Source organism: uncultured Pseudomonas sp., assembly GCF_913774235.1.
Lineage (GTDB): Bacteria > Pseudomonadota > Gammaproteobacteria > Pseudomonadales > Pseudomonadaceae > Chryseomonas.
Genome location: NZ_CAJYDW010000016.1, coordinates 264,470 through 282,552 on the forward strand (window position 1 = coordinate 264,470; position 18,083 = coordinate 282,552).

Here is an 18,083-nt window from a genome sequence, read left to right on the forward strand (position 1 = left end):
TGGGAAAGCAGTGTGCGAGCGAGTTGCTCAGCCCTGCCAGAAGGCATCCCACCAAGAGCGCTCGCCGCGAGCGTCTTCCAGTACCACCGTGCAGGTGGTCCCGGCGGCCAGCAGCACATCGTCCGCCAGCGGGTCCAGGGCGATGCGTACCGGTACCCGCTGGGCCAGGCGCACCCAGTTGAAGGTGGGATTCACGTCGGCGGTGAGTTCACGACTCTGGGGGTTGTCGCGGTCGTAGATACCGCGGGCGATGCTTTCCACGTGGCCATGCAGGACCTGGCCGCTCATCAGGCGCATTTCGGCGGCGGCGCCCACCTGTACGTGGGGCAGCTTGGTTTCCTCGAAGTAGCCATAGACCCAGAACGAATGGGCGTCGATGACGGCCAGCTTGGGCGCGCCCGCGGCAGCGTAGTCGCCCTTGAACACCGACAGGTTGGTGACGTAGCCGTCGACCGGCGCCACCACTCGGGTGCGCTTGAGGTTCAACCGAGCCGCTTCCAGCTGGGCCTGGGCCTGACGCAGATCGGCCTCGGCGGCCAGGGCGGCGGCGCTGGCGTCTTCACGGTTCTCGCGCGACACCACCAGGCTGTCGATGTCGGCACGGCGGCGGGCGTTCTGTTGGCGCATGGCCAGGGTGGCCTTGCGCGCGGCGACGGTGGCCTCGGCCTGGTGGACGGCGATCTCGTAGTGTTCCGGATCGATCTGCAGCAGCAGGTCGCCCTTGTTCACCCACTGGTTGTCGCGCACGGCGATCTCGGTCACCAGCCCGGCGACATCAGGCGCGATGGTGACGACCTCGGCGCGTACCCGGCCGTCGCGAGTCCAGGGATCGTTCATGTAGTGCACCCAGAGCAGCCGGCCGAGAATCAGGGCCAGGCAGACCACCAGCAGGGTGAAGAGCACGCCGAAGAGTTTCTTGAGGATCATGGCAAAAGTCCTAGCGATAGACGCACAGCGCCAGGGCGCAGTAGAGGCAGGTGAAGAGAGCCAGGCGCAGCAGCGCCGGATGCCAGACGAGGCGATAGAGCCCCACCGCGGCGAGCACCCGGTCCAGCGCCCAGGCCAGCAGGGCGGCGACCAGGAACAGCACCGTCACGGTGGGCAGGTAGAGGCCGTGGAAGGCGATTTCACGCGGCATGGGTGGTCTCCTGGTAGCGGGCCAGGGGACCCTGGGGATCGAGCAGGGCGCTGCGGATGAAGTGCAGGTCGCTCTGCACCTGGCGCAGGGGCGATTCGTCGTAGGGCAATTCGGCTGGTTCGGTCACTGCGCCCACGGCGGTCAGGGCCGCCTCCACCGCCGCCAGGGCGCGGCGCAGATTTTCCGTGCCGGGTTCGAGGAACAGCCGCACCAGGGCCCTTCCGACCACGCGGAGGGCCTGGCGCCAGGGGCTGCGCTCGGCATAGTGCGGCGCCGCAGGCAGGCGCGCCTGCAACTGGCGCAGCTCGATCACCGCGTGGCCGATCTCCAGTACGCAGAAGGCCCAGCCGATCAGCCGGCGCTGGGCCTCACCTTGGCCGGCGCTGACGCCATAAGCCTGGTTGAGCAGGTCACGGGTCTGGCCTTCGAAGGTGGGCGCCAGGTGCGGCAGCGGCGCACTCACCGCCCGTACCAGCTGCTGGCGCAGGTCGCGCTCCAGGCGGCGCCACAGCCAGGGGCTGTTGGGCGGCAGCAGCACCGCCGAGACCGCTGCGGTGATCACCATCGACAGCACCACGGCGATGCCGTTGTTGATGAAGGCGTAGGCATCGTAGACCGGCGGGTTGTCGGGGATCGAGGTGAAGCAGAAGAACACCAGGCAGCCCAGGCCGTAGCCCATCCAGCCCGGGCGCAGAGAGATCCAGGTGCCGAGCATGAACACCGGGGCCAGGGTCAGCAGCAGCAGCGGCAGGCCGGCGATCCAGGGAAAGACGAAGAAGGTCAGGAAGAAGCCCAGCAGCACCCCGCCGCTGGCGCCGACAGCCATCTGCAGGGCGGTGCGCTTGGGATCGGGCGAGGCCGAGGCCAGTGCCGAGACGGCGGCGGCGTTTAGCGCCAGCATGCCGCCGCTGGGATAGGCACTGGCGATCCAAAAGGCGCCGAGCACCAGCACCAGGAAGGCGCTGCGAATCCCGGTGACCGCCGCGCCGAAGGCATTGGCCTTGGCCACGAAGCGCGGCTTCCACTGTTCGCGACTGTGCCGCGGCGCTGCCAGGGAAGCGTGGGTCTGCAGATAGGCGTGCCATTGGCCGGTGAAGCGGAAGAGCAGCTCCACCGCGGTCTCGAAATCCCGCCGGTCCAGCTCGCTCAGCGGTGGCAGCTCGGCGCGCAGGGCGCGGATGCGGGGGCGCAGGGCCTGGTGCAGGGCGTCCAGCCGCGCAGTTGCCGCGGGGGCGGCGCGATCGCTGATGGACTGGTCGCGCCATTCCTCGAACAACTCCAGCAGCGGTGCCCAGAGGCGTTCCAGCGTCTGCAACGGCACCTCGGCCCCGCGTTCGCGCAGGCGCATCAGCGACCGGCTCAGGGCATGCAGGCGAGTGGTGAGACCCATGAATTCGGCATTGAGGCGCGCCAAGCGTCCACTGCGCATGCGCATGTGCGGGTCTTCGAAGGCGGTGGCGCTGCGCAGGCTTTCCAGCCCCACGGCTTCGGCGGCCAGGCGTACCCCGGCTGCCTCCAGGGTGGGGCGGTCGAGGCGCCCGCGCAGCACGTCGGCGGCCAGCCCGGCGAAACCGCCCATACGGCGATAGAGCGCCGCGCGCATGGCCGTGGTGCTGGTCTGCGGAAAGACCGCCGCGCTCACCGCGCCGCTGCAAAGCACCCCCAGGGTGATGGCCAGCACCCGCATCACTGCCGACATGAAGGCGGTATCGGCGTTCAGCGCCGCAGGAATGCCGATCAGGGCGGCGGTGTAGCCGGCCAGCATGCAGGCGTAGCTGCGAAAGTCGCGGTAGCGTGCCGAGCCGGCCACGCAGAGGCCGATCCACAGCGCCAGGAAGATCAGGAAGGGCACCCGCTCCTGAGCGAATAGGGCGATCAGCACCAGCATCACCGCCAGCCCCAGCAGGGTGCCCAGCACCCGGTAGAAGCTCTTGGCCAGCACCTGGCCGCTCTGCGGCTGCATGACGATGAAGACGGTGATCACCGCCGAGCTGGGGTGCGGCAGCTGCAGGCGCATGGCCAGCCAGAGGGTCAGGCTGGCGGCGAGCAGCACCTTGGCCTGATACAGCCAGAGGCTGCCGTCGCTCCGCGCCCAGGCGCCCAGAGCCTGGCGCAGCGGCGAGGCAGTGGCGGCGCTGGCGCTCATCGAGCCGCCTGCTCGACGGCTATGCGCGCCGGCACCAAGTCCTTGTCTGCGGGGCCGCGCTCGAGGTCCGTACCGCCACCCAGGGCCACCAGGGCATCGGCCTGGGCGGCCAGGCGCAGGGCGTGCACCTGGGCGGTGACGCGCTGCTGGGCGAACAGCCGGGTCTGGGCATCGAGCACGTGCAGGTAGTCGGTCAGGCCACGGCGGAAGGCCTCGCGGGCAATATCGTAGGTGCGCTGGGCCTCCTGGCTGGCCTGGTCGGCGAGGGTCGCCTGTTTGGCCGTCGAGTCGGCCTTGATCAGGGCATCGGAGACGTCCTTGAGCGCGCCGATCAGCGTCTGGTTGTAGGCGCTGACGGCCAGGTCGTAGGCCGCCGATTCTGCGCCGAGGCGACTGCGCAGGGCGCCGCCGTCGTAGATCGGCAGGGAGAACGCCGGGCCGATGAAGGAGCCGGTCTTGGCATGGGTCAGCATCTCGCTGAGCCGGCCCAGGGTGAGGAACTGGCCGACGTTGGCCACCAGGTCGATGTTGGGATAGAAGCTGGCGCGGGCGACGTCCACGCCCTTGGCCGCCGCGGCGATCTGCCAGCGGCGCGCTACCACGTCGGGGCGCTTGCCGACCAGTTCCAGCGGCAGGGCGCTGGGCAGCCGGGGCGCCGCGCCGAGGGTCAGGCGGGGCCGTTGCAGGGCGGCGCCGGCGCCCGGCCCTTTGCCGGCCAGGGCGGCGAGCTGGTTGCGATCCAGCGCCAGGGTCTCGTCCAGGGCTTCCAGCTGGCGCTCGGTCTCAGGCAGCAGGGCTCGGGCCTGGCTCACCTCGAACTGGGTACCGAGGCCGCCGTCCAACTGCCGCTGGGCCAGGGCGGCCAGCTGGCGCTGCTGTTCCAGGGTGGCGGCGAGGATGTCGCGCTGATCATGGTGCAGGGCGAAGCCAATGTAGGTGCGGACGATGTTGCCGGCCAGCTCCAGTTCGGCGGCGCGCACCTCGGCGGCGGCCTGGTGGGCCTGGTCCAGGGCTTGGGCGCTGGCATCGCGCTCGCGGCCCCAGAAGTCCAGGGCGTAGCTCAGGCCCAGCTCGGCATTGTTGTTCCAGGTGGTGCGGTCGGCCAGCTCACCGGGGCCGTAGAAGCCGTCGGTGGGCCAGCTGTAGCGCTTGAAGGCGCCCTTGGCCTCGACCTGCAGGGCTTCGCGGGATTCCGCCAGGCCGGCCAGGGACTCGGCGCGGCGTACCCGGGCGGCGGCGGTGGCCAGGCGGGGGTTGTCGGCCAGGGCGCTGGCGATCCAGCCATCCAGCTGGGCATCGCCATAGGCCCGCCACCACTGGCGCTCGGGCCAGGCCGCCTGGCGCGCGGCGGCCTGGATGGCGGCATCGGTGGCCAGGGCCTGATCGTCGAGACGCTGCGCCTGGGGCGCGTTATGACCGGTACTGATGCACCCGGCCAGCAGGGTCGCCAGAGCGACCACCGCCAGCGCGGGCCATCCTCTGCAAGGGGAAGGCGGCACGTGGGGGTCCGTTTGCAACGAGGCCGTCCCTGGGGTGGCGCCGGCGGCGCGGGCAGGACGGCGGAATGGGCTGGAACGGGAAGCGGGCATCCCTGAGGGCGAACGACCGGACAGGATTACCATTAGTATGCTAACGATTCTATAAAATTCTCGGCGGAGCGATTAGGGCATCAGCCAGCGAATCTTTGTTTCACATACTGAAATAATGTGGAAAATGGCGCTTTCGTCAGACTGTCGAGGCGGCATGGACACCCTGCACAACATGCGCGTTTTCGTCGCCGTGGTGGAAAGCGGCAGCTTCACCGGCGCGGCCCAGACGCTACAGACCACCACGGCCCACGTCTCCCGGTCGGTGGCCCACCTGGAAACCCATCTGCGCACCCGCTTGCTGCATCGGACGACGAGACGCATCGCCCTGACCGAAGCCGGCCAGCGTTACCTGGCCCGTTGCGAGCAGATCCTCGCCTACGTCGAGGAAGCCGAAGCCGAGGCGGGATACGCCCAGGCGCGCCCGGAAGGCCGTTTGCGGGTGCACAGCATGACCGGTATCGGCCAGCACTACGTAATCCGTACCGTCGCCGGCTATCGCAAGCTGCATCCCGAGGTGCGCTTCGACCTGACCCTGGCCAATCGCATCCCCGATCTGCTGGAAGAGGGCTTCGACCTGGCCATCGTGGTCGCTGCCGAGTTGCCCGATTCCGGCTTCGTCTCCCAGCAGATCGGCCAGACCTACAGCATCCTCTGCGCCTCGCCCGCCTACCTGGCGGAACACGGCCAGCCGCAGACCCCGGTGGAGCTGGCCGACCACGCCTGCCTGAGATTCATCAGCCCGGTGGTGTCCTTCGATCGCTGGAACTTCGAAGGCCCCAACGGACTGGAAACCTTTCGCCTCGGCGAGACGCCCTTCCAGGTCAACGTCGGCGACGCCATGACCGAGGCCCTGCGCCAGGGGCTGGGCATCGGCGTGCTGCCGATCTATTCGGCGGTGGACGGCCTGCGCGACGGCAGCCTGGTACGGGTGCTGCCGGCCTATCGCCTGCAACGCCTCAACGCCTACGCCCTCTATGCCTCGCGGCAATACCTGGATGCCAAGATCAAGACCTGGGTCGCCTACCTGCGCGAGCAAATCCCCCTGGCGCTGGCGGCGGACGAAGCCGTGGTGCACGCTGCCAGCGGACTTGTCTGACAATCGCATTGAGCTTCGCGGGGCGGTTGGACTAAGCTCGGGGAGACGGCGGTGTTGCCGCGGTCATAGTTAGTAAGCTATTGAAATATCGCCCGGTATCGCGGTCCTGGGGGCGACAGGACGGCTTCCTCGCGGCACGCTTCGCAGTCGTCGAGGTCCATGTCCCGGGTCGGCGGTCTCGCCGACGGACCGCCGTGCAGGACGGCCGGATCATGCAGGCGGTCGCGGACCGCCGTCAGTGCCACGGGAGTCCAATGAGCGCCCAAGCAGGACCCACTATGAGATTCGCCGACCAGCCGCTCAAGGGCATCGCCCTGATCTGCCTGGCGGTCTGGTTGTTCGCCTGCCACGATGCCCTCTCCAAGTACCTCGCCGGTTTCTATCCGGTGGTCATGGTGGTCTGGGCCCGCTACCTGTCCCATACCCTGTTGATGATGGGTATCTTCATCCCGCGTTCGGGGATGGCGGTGATCCGCACCAAACGCCCTGGATTGCAGGTGCTGCGGGCCCTGTGCCTGATCGGCTGCAGCCTGCTCTTCACCACGGCGCTGCACTATCTGCCGATGGCCGAGGCCACGGCGGTCAACTTTCTCGCGCCGCTGATGGTCACGGCGCTGTCGGTGCCGCTGCTCAAGGAGACCGTCAGTCGCAGCCAGTGGGCCGCGGTGCTGGCCGGCTTCGTCGGGGTACTCGTCATCGTGCGGCCGGGCGGCCAGCTGTTCACCCCGGCGGTGCTGCTGCCGGTCTGTTCGGCGGTGTGCTTCGGCCTTTACCAGCTGCTGACGCGGATACTCAGCGCCACCGACAGTCCCACCACCAGCAATTTCCTCACCGGGGTGGTCAACACCCTGGTCCTCAGCGCCCTGGTGCCCTTCTTCTGGGAGGTGCCGACGTTGGGCCACGGCTTCATGCTGGCGCTGCTCGGCTTCTTCGGCATGACCGCCCACCTGCTGCTGACCCAGGCCTTCCGCTATGCGCCGCCGGCGCTGCTGGCGCCCTTCAGCTACGGCCAGATCGTCACCGCCGGCATCGTCGGCTACTTCGCCTTCGGCCATGTGCCGGACGGCGGCGCGCTGATCGGCATCCTCATCATCTGCGCCAGCGGCCTGGCGGTGGCCTGGCAACAGAGCCGCAAGAGATCCAAGACCAAGCCGGTACCGGCGCCGCAACCCGAGGCCTTGCCGGAGGTGGTGGCCGACGCCGCCACGGGCGCCCCGGCTCAGCGCAGCCCGTAGTTCGCGATGATTCCCAGCAGAATGGCCAGGCCCGCCCAGTGGTTGTGCAGGAAGGCCTTGAAGCACACCAGGGGTTCCCGGTTGCGAGTGACGTGGAATTCCCAGGCGAAGCAGCCGGCCGCCACTACCAAACCTAGATAGAAGGGCAGGCCCAGGCCGAAGCGGCCGCCGGCCAGCGCCAGGCAGAGCAGAGTCATGCCCTGCAGGGTCGCGATGATCACCCGGTCGGCATCGCCGAAGAGGATGGCGGTGGATTTCACCCCGATCTTCAGATCGTCCTCGCGATCGGCCATGGCGTAGTAGGTGTCGTAGCCCACCGTCCAGATCACGTTGGCGACGAACAGCAGCCAGGCCGCCGCCGGCAGCTCGCCGGTCTCTGCGGTGAAGGCCATGGGCATGCCCCAGGAAAAGGCCGCGCCCAGCACCGCCTGGGGGTAGTAGGTGTATCTCTTCATGAAGGGGTAGAGGGCGGCCACGCCCAGGGCGCCGAAGGACAGCCAGACGGTGGTGGCATTGGTGCAGAGCACCAGACCGAAGCTGATCAGCACCAGGGCGGCGAAGAACAGCAGGGCTTCCTTGGGCGAGATGCGCCCGGTGGCCAGGGGGCGGTTCTTGGTGCGGGCGACATGGCCGTCGAAATTGCGGTCGGCGAAGTCGTTGATCACGCAGCCGGCCGAACGCATCAGCACCACGCCGAGTACGAAGATCACCAGATTCTTCAGGCTCGGCACGCCCTCGGCGGCGATCCACAGCGCCCAGAGGGTAGGCCAAAGCAGCAGGTAGATGCCGATGGGCTTGTCCAGCCGGGTGAGCTGGATGAAGTCGCGGATACGTTCGCTGCGCGGGCGGGTGGCGATGACCCGGGCACTGGGTTCGGGGGTGCGCGGTGCGACAGGGCGGCGATCACGGGGGCGGGCGGCTTTCTTTTTCATCGGACGGCTGCATGGCGAAGGGCCCGGCGATTATAAGGGCCCTGTCGCCAGATCGCTGCCGCGGCGATGGCGCGCTCAGGACTCGCGTTCGGCGTGGGGCCAGAACGCCGGCAGGAACACCTCGCTCACCAGGATGGCCAGGGGCGCGCGGCGGAACACCGAGCGGCGGGCCCAGCAGGCCGTGGCCTCAGTACCCTCGGGCAGCCAGGCTCGGGGATAGCGACAGGCTTCCAGGGGGCCGCGGACGAAGGCCGGCGCCTGGAACAGCCAGTGGCCGAGTGGGCGATCGCCCAGCGTCGACAGGTCGAAGTCGGCCGCCTCCAGGGCCGCGCGCGCGGCCACGCTGCGGGCGAACACCCAAGGCTCGCCGGCACCTCGCAGCCAGACCTCGCGCACCCAGCCGGAACTGGACGGCGCCACCTCGAGTGCCTGGCATTCATCCGGGCGCAGGGGTTGCCAGCCCTGTGCGAGCACCTCGACGGCGAAGCGCCCATCGCTGAGGGCGGTCAGGCGTTCGGTGAGGGAGCCCCGGTCGGCGTAGAGCCAGCCGAGTGGCGCCTCGGCATAGTCCGGCTCGCCACGGGCTGCCGCCTGGGTCAGCCAGCGCGGTGAGTCGTCACAGGCCCCAGACATTGCCCAGGGTACTCAGCAGGGAGGGCTGGGTGCCTTGCTTGCCGAGATAGCCGAGAATCACCTGGGCGAACTGGCTGGTCATGCCGCTGTTCATGCCCAAGGCGTTGAAGGTCTTGTCGACGTCCTGGCGGCTGTCGACGTTGCCCAGCAGGCTGCCCAGCGGACTCTGCTTGGCATCCTGGCCAGCGCCGCCGAGCAGATTGCCCAGGCCGCCGAGTTGCGCCAGACCGCCCGCGGCGTTGGCGCCGGCGAGCTGATCCAGTCCCGGCACGGCCTTGGCCAACTGGCTGTAGTCGTTGCCCACCAGCTGGTTCTTGGCCAGGCCGAGCAGGGCGCCGGTGCCGCCCACCGCCTGCTGCGGGGTGACGTTGAGCTGGGTGGTCAGCGCCTGCAGCAGGCCCTGGGCCTGGGGCGTGGCGGCGGCTGCGGCGGTGGCCTTGGCGTTGTTGTTGCCATTGACGCTGTTGTAGGCGTTGACGGCGTCGTTGAGGTTGAAGGCGAACACCGGGCTGGCTGCGAGCACCAGCGGCAAGGCGAGAAGAGGCAGACGCATGAACGGACTCCAGCGATTTTCGTGAAAGGTCACAGGATAACCCGGCGGCGATGACCGCAGACTGAACGGCGTCCCTGCGCGGACCCGACGCTGCGGTTATCATCGCCGTTTTGCCGGGAGAACTCCGATGCTCAACGGGTTGTGGCTGAGCTTCTTCATCGTCGCCGGGATCAGCGCCCTCGGGCAGTGGCTGGTGGCCGGCAACGCCGGGGTCTTCGCCGCCATGGTGGAGAGCCTGTTCGCCATGGCCAAGCTGTCGGTGGAGGTCATGGTGCTCTTGTTCGGCACCCTGACGCTCTGGCTCGGCATCCTGCGCATCGCCGAAAAGGCCGGCTTGGTGGACGCCCTGGCGCGGCTGCTCGGCCCGCTGTTCGCCCGCCTGATGCCCGAGGTACCGCGCGGCCATCCGGCGCTGGGGTTGATCACCCTCAACTTCGCCGCCAACGGCCTGGGCCTGGACAACGCCGCCACCCCCATCGGCCTCAAGGCCATGCGCGCCCTGCAGGAACTCAACCCGAGCAGCACCACCGCCAGCAATGCGCAGATCCTCTTCCTGGTGCTCAACGCCTCTTCGTTGACGCTGCTGCCGGTGACGGTGTTCATGTACCGCGCCCAGCAGGGCGCGCCGGACCCGACCCTGGTGTTCCTGCCGATCCTGCTGGCGCACACCTGCGCCAACCTGGTAGGTCTGCTGTCGGTGGCCTTCATGCAACGCCTGAAGCTCTGGGACCCGGTGGTCCTGGCCTGGATCGGCGGCGGCGCGCTGGCCTTCGGTGCCTTCGTCGCCTTTCTCTTCACCCTCACCGCCTCGGCGCTGGCCGGGTTGTCGTCGCTGCTCGGCAACCTCACCCTGTTCGGCATCATCCTGGCGTTCATGATCCTCGGCGCCCTGCGCAAGGTGCAGGTCTACGAAGCCTTCGTCGAAGGCGCCAAGGAAGGCTTCGACGTCGCCAAGTCGCTGTTGCCCTACCTGGTGGCCATGCTCTGTGCGGTGGGGGTGCTGCGTGCCTCCGGCGCCCTGGAGGCCATCCTCGAAGGCATCCGCCACGCGGTCACCTTGCTCGGCTGGGATACCCGCTTCGTCGAGGCCTTGCCCACCGCCCTGGTCAAGCCTTTCTCCGGCAGCGCTGCCCGCGCGCTGCTGATCGAGACCATGCAGACCCAGGGCGTGGACAGCTTCCCGGCCCTGGTGGCGGCCACCATCCAGGGCAGTACCGAGACCACCTTCTATGTGCTGGCGGTGTATTTCGGCGCGGTGGGCATCCAGCGCGCGCGCCATGCAGTGGGCTGCGCCCTGCTGGCGGAATTCACCGGGGTGACGGCGTCGATCCTGGTCTGCTACTGGTTCTTCGGCTGAGCTCCGTGCTCCGGCTCGAGCATCCACTCGTCCTGCACCATGCGCCGCTGGCGGCGTGAGGTGAGTTGCTGGGTCTGCCAATCCTCGGCGATCAAGGCGCAGTAGTGGCCGTCGTGCTGGCCCAGGCGAAAGCGTCGGCGCACGCCGATGGGATCGTGGTCCGAGCCATAGAAGGCCACCGCGCGGATTTCCAGGCCCTCGAACACCCAGCCCTCGGGCGGGCGATGGTCTTCCAGCGTCAGGCCGTTGCGCTCGGCGGCGCGGCGGATCAGGCCCTGGAAGGTACCGATGTGGGTGAAGTCGCCGGTGTTGAGTGGCCCCTGGTGGGTTGCCTGGCCCAGCACCAGGTCGGGGTCGACGTCATCCTGGCCACTCTCGCGGATGTCGGTGACGTCCGTGACCAGCGTTGCGCGATTGGTCCTGAGGATCACCGTGAGCTGGTTGATGAACACCGGCTCGGCGCTCATGTTCGACAGCAGGCAGAGGGCGCCCACGCCCTTGCCGGCGCCGCGGTTGATGATCAGCCGCGGCTGGCGCTGGCGCTTGTAGTTGTTGAGCAGGAGCTGAGCGTAGAGAATCCAGACGGCCAGGGTGCAGCACTGGGCGAACAGCGTGAGCACCTGGGAATTGTCTTTCAACCACTGGAACATGGTGGGGTACTTCGCGGACGGGGAACCTCATCGGAAAGACCTTTCGGGTGGCGGGTTCCACCGCTTCGTTGGCCGAAGGCCAGGCCTGAGAACGTCGCCACAGCTCAGGCGTCCAAGCCTGAGAGGTCATCACGCCAAGGAAAATCACCATGCTGCGTCTATCGCTGATCTGCTGTACCGCTCTGCTGAGCACCTCGGTGCTGGCCGAACCCCTGTCCTGCGAACAGCTCAAGGCGGACATCGAGGTCAAGATCCAGTCGGCCGGGGTGACCGCCTATACCCTGGAAGCGGTACCCAACGCCGAGGTCCGGGATCCCAACATGGTGGTGGGCAGCTGCGCCAACGGTACCTACAAGATCATCTACCAGCGCAACGACTGAGCCTCCGAGCAGGCGACGGACCGTTCATCAGCTGGATGCTTGTACAGTTACGCTTGGCTTAGTACTGTTTGCGCATACAGTATCTAGCCAAGAGGGTAATGCCATGTCGCTGTTCGCCCGGATTCGCCAAGCTCTGTCCCTTGCTCAGCCCGCCCCGCGTTGGATGGAGCGTGAGGATTTCCTGCGTCTGAGTCGCCAGCTGCGCGAGCAGAAGCCACGCGCTGCGGTCGCCCGCACCCTGGATCATGGCCAGGATGATTGGCTCAGCGTACCGGCCTGAGAGCCGGGACAGCTTCAGATGGGCGTACAGATGCCCCGTTCCGAACTCACCAGCTCCCGTTGGCCGTCGTAGAGGGTGATCTCCCCGCGACCGAAGGTGTGCTGGCCTTCCAGCCGATAGCGCTTGCCGGCCTGGAAGTCGGGATAGTCCAAGTCCAGGTAGCACTGGAAGCGCAACGGCTCGTTCCAGCCGAAGCGCGGGCCGAAGCCACCGCCGCCATAGAGTTCGTAGCTGTAGCTCACCTTGAGGCTATGGGCGCCCGGGCTGAGCTGGAAGTAACGGCCATCGTCGAGGCGCCGGCCATCCTGGGATTCCGCCAGCAACGAGGCGCCAATGGCGGGTTCGCGCAGCTGGAGATCGACCCAGGCCTGGTTCGGATCGACGGGAGGCAGCGGCGTGGTACAGCCGCTGAGCAGCAGCAGGGAGGCCAACAACCGCAGGCGCATGGTCGACGACTCGTGACAGAAAGGACGAATCCAGTCTACACGTCGCCACAGCGGCTGGCATTGCTGCGCGCCACTTCCTGGTTGCGCTCGTCATAGAGCCGTGCCCAGGGTCGCCAGCCGGTCTGGCCGGCTTCCAGGCGATAGCGCTCGCCGGCGGCGAACTGCTTGTAGTTGAGGGTCACCAGGCAGGTGCGCGGTAACGGATCGGCGGCCTGAGCGCCGATGTTGGTGGGCTGCACCTCGAACTGGTAGCGTACCTGCAGGTCATGGCTTCCCGGCCAGACCTGGAAATAGCGCCTGTCCTCGAGTTCCTTGCGGTCGGCGCGCAGGGCCTCGAGCTTGGCCTTGCCGTCGCTGTCCAGATCGATCCAGGCCTGCGCCGGATCGGGCTTGGGCAGCGGCCAGAGGGAACAGGCGCTGAGGAACAGCACAGGCAACAGCAGGCACAGTCTACGCATGACGGCTACAACTCCAGGCAGGGAAGGGCGCGACGCCCAATCCGGCACCCTGCCTGCGCGACGCGCGGGCCGGTGGCTGGCGTGGCTGTCCCTGGCGATCGGACTGGGCGGCTGTACCTCGGTCGGGTACTACGGTCAGATGGTACAGGGCCAGTGGGCGCTGATCCGTGATCGCCAGCCCATTGCGACAGTCGTCGCAGACCCGACGCGTCCCGCCGCTTTGCGCGAGCGCCTCGCCGCCGCCGCCGCTGCCCGACGTTTCGCCAGTGCCCAGCTGGCGCTGCCGGACAACACCAGCTACCGCAGCTTCGTCGAGTTGCAGCGGCCCTTCGTGCTGTGGAACGTCTTCGCCACCGCCGAATTCTCCACCCAGCCCACCACCCACTGCTTTCCCATCGCCGGTTGCGTGGCCTATCGCGGGTACTACCGGGAGGCCGCGGCGCGTGCCGCTGCCCAGGCGTTGCAGCAGCAGGGCCTCGACACCTACGTCGGCGGCGTACCGGCCTATTCCACCCTGGGCTGGTTCAGCGATCCGCTGCTGAGCAGCATGCTGCGCTGGGACGACGACCAGGTGGCGGCGACCATCTTCCACGAGTTGGCCCACCAGCGCTTCTACCTGCCGGGCGATACGGCCTTCAATGAGTCCTACGCTACCTTCGTCGAGCAGGAAGGCCTGCGCCAGTGGCGTGCCAGCCGTGGCCTGCCCCCACCGGACCCGGGGCGGGAGGCCCGCTACCAGCAATTCCGCGATCTGCTGCTGACCACCCGCGCGGACCTGGCCAGGCTCTATGCCCAGCCGCTCTCGCCGGCCGCCATGCGCACTGCCAAGGCCGAGCGTTTTGCGCGGTTGCGCGCCGACTACCAGCGCCTGCGCGCCACTCCGGCCTGGCGGGAAGATCGGCGCTTCGATGGCTGGATGAGCCAGCCGCTGAACAACGCCCGACTGGTGCCTTACGGCCTTTACGAGCAGTGGGTACCGGCCTTCGCCGCCCTCTATGCCCAGCATCCTGGCAACTGGCCGGCGTTCTTCCATCGGGTCCAGCTGCTGGGCGAGCGTCCGGCGGTCGAGCGCGAGCAGGCACTCAAGACGCTGCTGGCCGCCGGGACCAAAGCGGCGCCCTAGCGCGGCGCCCGCCAGTTGGACCAGGCCGCGATCAGCCCCAGGGCTGCCGCCAGCGCCAATCCCAGCCGCGGTGCCAGGCTGCCATCCAGATGCAGCAGCAGCGCCAGGGCCGCAGCGCCCAGGGCCATGCCGGTCTGGCGGGCGGTGGCCTGGACGCCGCCGGTGGCGCCGTTGCGCCCGGTCGGGGCAGCGGTCAGCATGATCCTGTTGTTGGGTACCTGGAAGAAACCGAAGCCGATCCCGCCGATCACCAGGCAGGGAATCAGTAGGGCGGTGGAGTGTGCCAACGGCATGCCGGCGGCGGCTGCCAGGCCCAGGGCGATGCCGAGGCCGCCCAGCATGCAAAGGCGCTGCGGCGGATAGCGATCGGCGAGGCGCCCCGCCACCTGTGCGGCCACCGCCACGGTGAGCGGCCAGCTCAGCATCAGCAGGGCGATCTGCAGGGGCACCAACCCCAACTGGTGCTGCAGGTAGAAGGGCAGGGCGAGGAAGCAGAGCATCTGCGCGGCAAAGGAACAGACCGAGGCCAGCACGGCATGGCGCATCACCGGCAGCCCCAGCAGGTCGACCGGCAGCAGCGGCGCTGGCAGGCCGCGCTCGCGACGGATCAGCAGCACCAGGCTGGCCGCGGCCAGCAGCAGCAGGCCCAACCCTTGTAGCGGTGCGGCGCCCAGGCGTTCGAGACCGCCGATGCCGGCGCCGAACAGCAGGGCGTTGAGCAGCACACTGAGGGGGTCGAGGCGGCGCTGGGCGCGCGGGCTGTCGGGCAGGTTGCGCACCAGTGCCGCGATCAGCAGGGCGACCGGCACATTGACCGCGAACAGCCAGGGCCAGCCGCCCATAGTCAGGATGGCCGCGCCCAGGCTGGGGGCGGCGGCCGACCCGAGGGCCACGCAGAGGGCATTGATGGCGATGCCGCGGCCCAGGCGTGCCCGCGGATAGGACAGCCGCACGATGCCCGCGCTGACGCACATGATGGCAGCGGCGCCCACGCCCTGGAGTGCACGGGCGGCTACCAGGCTGCCGAGGTTCGGCGCCAGAGCGCAGCCCAGGGACGCTATCCCGAAGATCCCGACCCCGGCGGCGAATACCGGTCGCAGTCCCCGGCGTTCGGCTACTGCAGCCAGGGGAAACAGCAGGGCAACCAGGCTCAGCTGGTAGGCACTGACGATCCACACCGCGGCGGCCGCCGAGACATCCAGGGCTTCGGCGATGCTGGGCAGGGCCAGGTTGGCGATGCCGCTGTCTAGCACCGTCATGCTGATGGCGAGCAGCAGGGCGGCGACCGCCCGATAGCGGCGTGGCCGGGGCAGGCCGTCGGCGACGGCGGTGGTGCTCAATCCTCGACCTTCACGTGCTGGTCGCTCTCGCCCAGCTTCCAGTAGCCGGCGGCCTTGACCCAGTCTTTTGGCAAGCCCTTGGCCAGCAACGCCTGGCGCGCGGCCCGGGCCTGGCTGGCTTCTCCGGCGATCCAGGCATAGCCCTCACCAGTGGGCAGCTCCAAGGCTTCCAGGGTCTGCACCAGGGCGGTGGGCTGGAGGTCGCGATAGACCCAGCGGATCTCGGCGTCCGCGGCGGTGGGCAGGTCTATCTCCAGGCCGGCGCGGGCTACCTCGGCGATCACCACCACCCGCACGCCGGCCGCCAACTGTTCGAGGCGGCGGGCGATGGCGGGCAGGGCGGTTTCGTCACCGGCCAGCAGGTACCAGTCGAAATCCTCGGGCGGCACCAGGGCGCCCTTGGGGCCGCCGATGATCAGCTCGGCACCGGGTTGCGCCTGGCGCGCCCAGGAGGTCAGCACCCCCGCCTCGTGCAGATAGAAGTCGATGGCCAGCTCGCCTCGTGCGGCATCGTAGTGGCGCGGGGTGTAGTGCCGGCCGACCAGTTGCTCGGAGCTGGCCGCGCGGATGGGCGTGGCGTCGGCGGGGACGAACAGCTTCACGTGCTCGTCGAAGGCCGCGCTCTGGAAGTCGGCCAGGTCGGGACCACCGAAGGTCAGGCGCAGCAGATCGCCGCCCAGTTCTTCGCGGCGGACCACGGTCGCCCAGCGTCGCTTGAGGTCGAAGCGCACGCGTTGGAAAAGATGACGGGCACTGGCATCGCCTGCTTGGCTGTGAAAAGATGGCGTCATTGCGGAGGTACCATTAATTGAGGTTCCTCACTATATTCGAGGGAAGTATTGCTCATGTCAACCGCCGCTGCCATTGCCGAAGCCTTGATGGACCTGAAACGGCAGATGCGTCAACAACTGGATGAGACGCTCAAGGCGTCCGGGCTCTCCTTCGCCCGCTACAAGGTGCTGAGGGTGCTGGAGCAACGGGGGCCCTGTCGCCCCGGCGAGGTCGCCGAGCAACTGCGCCATGCGCCACGCACCCTGACCGACGCCTTCGACGCCCTGGAGCGCGATGGTCTGGTCCGCCGCGAGCCGCATCCCCAGGATCGTCGTGCCTTGCTGGTGCATCTCACCGAGCAGGGCCGGCAGGCGCTGGACCAGGCCCAGGTGCCCCGGCGCCAGGCGCTGGAAGCCGTCTTCGCCCCGCTGGACGCCGCCGAGCAGGCGCAATTGTTGGCCTATCTCGAACGGGTTCGACGGCCTTCCTGAGCGGTGGGAGAACTCCGTGGCCGTCGCCGGGTTCGAAGCTGAGAACCCAGCGAGGAGATGTTCCATGAGCGATCAGCGTGCCGATGCCCATCTGGGCAAGACGCCACCCAACCAGCCTGCCCGCGACGAAGCCGGCCGGCCCGTTGACGTGGTGAAGAAGGATATCCAACAGCCGGAATCGACGCCGACCGATGGCATCGACAAGGTCATCACCCCGACCGACATCAAGACCAAGGAGCAGGAAGCGGAGGAATTGCGGCGCAAGACCGCCGAGGTGGAACGCAAGCTCCAATCCTGATGCTCCACGTGGAACCTTTGATGTCCTGCATCGCCTGCCATCGGTGCGAGCCGCTTCGGTGGCTGTGCGGTGCGCACCTACCATAGAGCCAGCCAGGGACCGTGATAGAGGCGTTTCACTGGTCGCCAGGCCGTCCCGCCTTTAGGGTTGCGCCGACCTTTCGCCGCCCCTGCAGGACCTGCCATGGACAAAGCCGCCTTTCTCGCCCAACTCGCCCACGACGGCTTCCAGCCACCGGTGCTGGTGGAGCGCGAGCCCCACGGGCGCCTGGAGGTCCACGCCCATCCCTTCGAGGCCAGGGCGCTGATCATCGATGGCGAATTGTGGCTGCGCACCGTGGCAGGAGAGCGCCTCTACCAGGCCGGCGACATCTTCCACTTGGCCGCCCATGAGTATCATGCGGAAGGCTTCGGGCCCGAGGGCGTGCGCTATCTGGTGGGACGCCGCCCCGCCTGATTTAACCGTCGCTATCGTTCTTCTCGATATCGCGGCGCTGGCGATTGAGGATCACGCAGCCGTAGATGCCGCCGCCGAGTAGCAGCAGGGACAGAATGGAGAAAAGTGCCATGAAGATGGAATCGTTCATCGAGGCCTCCTTGAGCGCGAGCCCAGGAGTCTAACGATTCGCGCCGACCCTTGCGGACGGCCTTTATGACGCGGTATTGCCGATGCCCGAGTGGCATCGGCAAACGCGTTGGGCGGTCAGCCTTCGAGGGTGGCGTGCAGGTTGATCTTGGCGCCCTTGAGCACCTTGGACACCGGGCAGCCTTCTTTAGCCTGGTTGGCGATGGTGGTGAACTGCTCCTGGGTGGCACCGGGGATCTTGGCCTTCATGGTCAGATCGATGGTGGTGATCTCGAAACCTTCGCCGACCTTGTCCAGGGTGACGTCGGCCTTGGTCTCGATGCGCTCGGGGGTGAGGCCTTGCTGGCCCAGCAGCATGGAGAAGGCCATGGAGAAGCAACCTGCATGGGCCGCGCCGATCAGCTCTTCGGGGTTGGTGCCCGGCGTGCCTTCGAAGCGGGTGTTGAAGCCGTAGGCATTGTCCTTGAGCGCACCGCTCTCGGTGGTGATATGGCCCTTGCCGTCCTTCAGACCGCCTTGCCAGACCGCGGAAGCATATTTCTTCATGGAGCGTCTCCGGTTGTGGGTACGAACCTATCTAGA

23 protein-coding genes are annotated in these 18,083 nt (G+C 68.0%); 9 read left to right on the plus strand and 14 right to left on the minus strand.

Annotated features, from left to right (window positions below; genetic code table 11):
- Positions 1–27: 27 nt before the first annotated feature.
- The 4 genes from QZ471_RS16395 to QZ471_RS16410 are packed head-to-tail and all read right to left on the minus strand — an operon-like array spanning position 28 to position 4,783.
- A complete protein-coding gene (locus QZ471_RS16395; RefSeq protein WP_295465693.1) occupies positions 28–927 on the minus strand; it encodes an HlyD family secretion protein in 900 nt (299 codons plus the stop codon).
- Between the two features lie 10 nt (positions 928–937).
- The gene (locus tag QZ471_RS16400) at positions 938–1,138 is read right to left on the minus strand and encodes a DUF1656 domain-containing protein (protein ID WP_058761794.1); all 201 of its coding nucleotides are present in this window, start codon (positions 1,136–1,138) and stop codon (positions 938–940) included.
- Positions 1,128–3,284 (minus strand): FUSC family protein, encoded by a 2,157-nt coding sequence (locus tag QZ471_RS16405; RefSeq protein ID WP_295465696.1) that lies wholly within the window; start codon positions 3,282–3,284, stop codon positions 1,128–1,130. The genes QZ471_RS16400 and QZ471_RS16405 overlap by 11 nt, the downstream gene beginning before the upstream one ends.
- The gene (locus QZ471_RS16410; RefSeq protein ID WP_295465698.1) at positions 3,281–4,783 is read right to left on the minus strand and encodes an efflux transporter outer membrane subunit; all 1,503 of its coding nucleotides are present in this window, start codon (positions 4,781–4,783) and stop codon (positions 3,281–3,283) included. The genes QZ471_RS16405 and QZ471_RS16410 overlap by 4 nt, the downstream gene beginning before the upstream one ends.
- 244 nt (positions 4,784–5,027) lie before the next feature.
- Between QZ471_RS16410 and QZ471_RS16415 the strand changes: the two genes are divergently transcribed.
- Positions 5,028–5,969, plus strand: coding sequence for a LysR family transcriptional regulator (locus QZ471_RS16415; RefSeq protein WP_295465700.1), 942 nt, complete (start codon positions 5,028–5,030; stop codon positions 5,967–5,969).
- A 254-nt stretch (positions 5,970–6,223) separates the two neighbouring features.
- Entirely contained in the window at positions 6,224–7,204 is a 981-nt protein-coding gene (locus QZ471_RS16420; protein ID WP_295465702.1) for a DMT family transporter, read from the plus strand.
- On the opposite strand, the gene ubiA is transcribed toward QZ471_RS16420, so the two are convergent.
- From ubiA to QZ471_RS16435, 3 genes are all read right to left on the minus strand, one after another.
- Entirely contained in the window at positions 7,189–8,136 is a 948-nt protein-coding gene (gene ubiA, locus QZ471_RS16425) for a 4-hydroxybenzoate octaprenyltransferase (RefSeq protein WP_295465703.1), read from the minus strand. The two genes, QZ471_RS16420 and ubiA, sit on opposite strands and share 16 nt — an antisense overlap.
- A gap of 75 nt (positions 8,137–8,211) precedes the next feature.
- The gene (locus QZ471_RS16430; protein ID WP_295465704.1) at positions 8,212–8,769 is read right to left on the minus strand and encodes a chorismate lyase; all 558 of its coding nucleotides are present in this window, start codon (positions 8,767–8,769) and stop codon (positions 8,212–8,214) included.
- Entirely contained in the window at positions 8,753–9,322 is a 570-nt protein-coding gene (locus QZ471_RS16435) for a DUF2780 domain-containing protein (protein WP_295465706.1), read from the minus strand. The genes QZ471_RS16430 and QZ471_RS16435 overlap by 17 nt, the downstream gene beginning before the upstream one ends.
- A 127-nt stretch (positions 9,323–9,449) precedes the next feature.
- Between QZ471_RS16435 and QZ471_RS16440 the strand changes: the two genes are divergently transcribed.
- Positions 9,450–10,679, plus strand: coding sequence for a spore maturation protein (locus QZ471_RS16440; protein WP_295465709.1), 1,230 nt, complete (start codon positions 9,450–9,452; stop codon positions 10,677–10,679).
- On the opposite strand, the gene QZ471_RS16445 is transcribed toward QZ471_RS16440, so the two are convergent.
- A complete protein-coding gene (locus tag QZ471_RS16445) occupies positions 10,661–11,329 on the minus strand; it encodes a hypothetical protein (protein ID WP_295465711.1) in 669 nt (222 codons plus the stop codon). The genes QZ471_RS16440 and QZ471_RS16445 overlap by 19 nt on opposite strands.
- A gap of 149 nt (positions 11,330–11,478) precedes the next feature.
- Here QZ471_RS16445 and QZ471_RS16450 point away from each other — a divergent pair, with 149 nt between their 5' ends.
- Positions 11,479–11,709, plus strand: coding sequence for a DUF1161 domain-containing protein (locus QZ471_RS16450; RefSeq protein WP_059228479.1), 231 nt, complete (start codon positions 11,479–11,481; stop codon positions 11,707–11,709).
- Positions 11,710–11,812: 103 nt separating this feature from the next.
- The gene (locus QZ471_RS16455; protein ID WP_295465713.1) at positions 11,813–11,989 is read left to right on the plus strand and encodes a hypothetical protein; all 177 of its coding nucleotides are present in this window, start codon (positions 11,813–11,815) and stop codon (positions 11,987–11,989) included.
- Positions 11,990–12,003: 14 nt separating this feature from the next.
- Here the strand turns inward: QZ471_RS16455 and QZ471_RS16460 are convergent, their stop codons facing one another.
- On the minus strand, positions 12,004–12,435 hold the full coding sequence (locus tag QZ471_RS16460; protein WP_295465715.1) for a hypothetical protein: 432 nt from the start codon (positions 12,433–12,435) through the stop codon (positions 12,004–12,006).
- 35 nt (positions 12,436–12,470) lie between these two features.
- On the minus strand, positions 12,471–12,893 hold the full coding sequence (locus QZ471_RS16465; RefSeq protein ID WP_295465717.1) for a hypothetical protein: 423 nt from the start codon (positions 12,891–12,893) through the stop codon (positions 12,471–12,473).
- On the opposite strand from QZ471_RS16465, the gene QZ471_RS16470 reads away from it, so the two are divergent.
- Positions 12,892–14,016, plus strand: coding sequence for an aminopeptidase (locus QZ471_RS16470; RefSeq protein ID WP_295465719.1), 1,125 nt, complete (start codon positions 12,892–12,894; stop codon positions 14,014–14,016). The genes QZ471_RS16465 and QZ471_RS16470 overlap by 2 nt on opposite strands.
- Here QZ471_RS16470 and QZ471_RS16475 read toward each other — a convergent pair.
- Together QZ471_RS16475 and QZ471_RS16480 are read right to left on the minus strand one after the other, a co-directional pair.
- Positions 14,013–15,356 (minus strand): MFS transporter, encoded by a 1,344-nt coding sequence (locus QZ471_RS16475; RefSeq protein WP_295465721.1) that lies wholly within the window; start codon positions 15,354–15,356, stop codon positions 14,013–14,015. The genes QZ471_RS16470 and QZ471_RS16475 overlap by 4 nt on opposite strands.
- Positions 15,353–16,147, minus strand: coding sequence for a siderophore-interacting protein (locus QZ471_RS16480; RefSeq protein ID WP_295465723.1), 795 nt, complete (start codon positions 16,145–16,147; stop codon positions 15,353–15,355). Before QZ471_RS16480 ends, QZ471_RS16475 begins: the two co-directional genes overlap by 4 nt.
- Before the next feature lie 54 nt (positions 16,148–16,201).
- Between QZ471_RS16480 and QZ471_RS16485 the strand changes: the two genes are divergently transcribed.
- From QZ471_RS16485 to QZ471_RS16495, 3 genes are all read left to right on the plus strand, one after another.
- Positions 16,202–16,618, plus strand: coding sequence for a MarR family transcriptional regulator (locus tag QZ471_RS16485; RefSeq protein ID WP_295465725.1), 417 nt, complete (start codon positions 16,202–16,204; stop codon positions 16,616–16,618).
- Positions 16,619–16,682: 64 nt separating this feature from the next.
- Complete coding sequence (locus QZ471_RS16490; protein ID WP_295465727.1) at positions 16,683–16,916, plus strand: hypothetical protein; 234 nt, start codon at positions 16,683–16,685, stop codon at positions 16,914–16,916.
- A gap of 183 nt (positions 16,917–17,099) precedes the next feature.
- Complete coding sequence (locus tag QZ471_RS16495) at positions 17,100–17,372, plus strand: cupin (RefSeq protein WP_295465729.1); 273 nt, start codon at positions 17,100–17,102, stop codon at positions 17,370–17,372.
- Position 17,373: 1 nt separating this feature from the next.
- Here the strand turns inward: QZ471_RS16495 and QZ471_RS16500 are convergent, their stop codons facing one another.
- Positions 17,374–17,502, minus strand: a complete 129-nt coding sequence (locus QZ471_RS16500) for a hypothetical protein (protein WP_295465731.1) — start codon at positions 17,500–17,502, stop codon at positions 17,374–17,376.
- Positions 17,503–17,618: 116 nt separating this feature from the next.
- Complete coding sequence (locus tag QZ471_RS16505) at positions 17,619–18,047, minus strand: OsmC family protein (protein WP_059228458.1); 429 nt, start codon at positions 18,045–18,047, stop codon at positions 17,619–17,621.
- Positions 18,048–18,083: the final 36 nt, after the last annotated feature.

Bases quoted from the DNA above. Each gene is read 5' to 3' on its own strand.
- ubiA (WP_295465703.1), bottom strand. From the start codon at position 8,136: ATGAAAAAGAAAGCCGCCCGCCCCCGTGATCGCCGCCCTGTCGCACCG.
- QZ471_RS16470 (WP_295465719.1), top strand. From the start codon at position 12,892: ATGACGGCTACAACTCCAGGCAGGGAAGGGCGCGACGCCCAATCCGGC.
- QZ471_RS16440 (WP_295465709.1), top strand. From the start codon at position 9,450: ATGCTCAACGGGTTGTGGCTGAGCTTCTTCATCGTCGCCGGGATCAGC.
- QZ471_RS16435 (WP_295465706.1), bottom strand. From the start codon at position 9,322: ATGCGTCTGCCTCTTCTCGCCTTGCCGCTGGTGCTCGCAGCCAGCCCG.
- QZ471_RS16395 (WP_295465693.1), bottom strand. From the start codon at position 927: ATGATCCTCAAGAAACTCTTCGGCGTGCTCTTCACCCTGCTGGTGGTC.
- QZ471_RS16400 (WP_058761794.1), bottom strand. From the start codon at position 1,138: ATGCCGCGTGAAATCGCCTTCCACGGCCTCTACCTGCCCACCGTGACG.
- QZ471_RS16485 (WP_295465725.1), top strand. From the start codon at position 16,202: ATGTCAACCGCCGCTGCCATTGCCGAAGCCTTGATGGACCTGAAACGG.
- QZ471_RS16460 (WP_295465715.1), bottom strand. From the start codon at position 12,435: ATGCGCCTGCGGTTGTTGGCCTCCCTGCTGCTGCTCAGCGGCTGTACC.
- QZ471_RS16490 (WP_295465727.1), top strand. From the start codon at position 16,683: ATGAGCGATCAGCGTGCCGATGCCCATCTGGGCAAGACGCCACCCAAC.
- QZ471_RS16480 (WP_295465723.1), bottom strand. From the start codon at position 16,147: ATGACGCCATCTTTTCACAGCCAAGCAGGCGATGCCAGTGCCCGTCAT.
- QZ471_RS16505 (WP_059228458.1), bottom strand. From the start codon at position 18,047: ATGAAGAAATATGCTTCCGCGGTCTGGCAAGGCGGTCTGAAGGACGGC.
- QZ471_RS16405 (WP_295465696.1), bottom strand. From the start codon at position 3,284: ATGAGCGCCAGCGCCGCCACTGCCTCGCCGCTGCGCCAGGCTCTGGGC.
- QZ471_RS16430 (WP_295465704.1), bottom strand. From the start codon at position 8,769: ATGTCTGGGGCCTGTGACGACTCACCGCGCTGGCTGACCCAGGCGGCA.
- QZ471_RS16495 (WP_295465729.1), top strand. From the start codon at position 17,100: ATGGACAAAGCCGCCTTTCTCGCCCAACTCGCCCACGACGGCTTCCAG.
- QZ471_RS16445 (WP_295465711.1), bottom strand. From the start codon at position 11,329: ATGTTCCAGTGGTTGAAAGACAATTCCCAGGTGCTCACGCTGTTCGCC.
- QZ471_RS16465 (WP_295465717.1), bottom strand. From the start codon at position 12,893: ATGCGTAGACTGTGCCTGCTGTTGCCTGTGCTGTTCCTCAGCGCCTGT.
- QZ471_RS16420 (WP_295465702.1), top strand. From the start codon at position 6,224: ATGAGCGCCCAAGCAGGACCCACTATGAGATTCGCCGACCAGCCGCTC.
- QZ471_RS16500 (WP_295465731.1), bottom strand. From the start codon at position 17,502: ATGAACGATTCCATCTTCATGGCACTTTTCTCCATTCTGTCCCTGCTG.
- QZ471_RS16450 (WP_059228479.1), top strand. From the start codon at position 11,479: ATGCTGCGTCTATCGCTGATCTGCTGTACCGCTCTGCTGAGCACCTCG.
- QZ471_RS16455 (WP_295465713.1), top strand. From the start codon at position 11,813: ATGTCGCTGTTCGCCCGGATTCGCCAAGCTCTGTCCCTTGCTCAGCCC.
- QZ471_RS16415 (WP_295465700.1), top strand. From the start codon at position 5,028: ATGGACACCCTGCACAACATGCGCGTTTTCGTCGCCGTGGTGGAAAGC.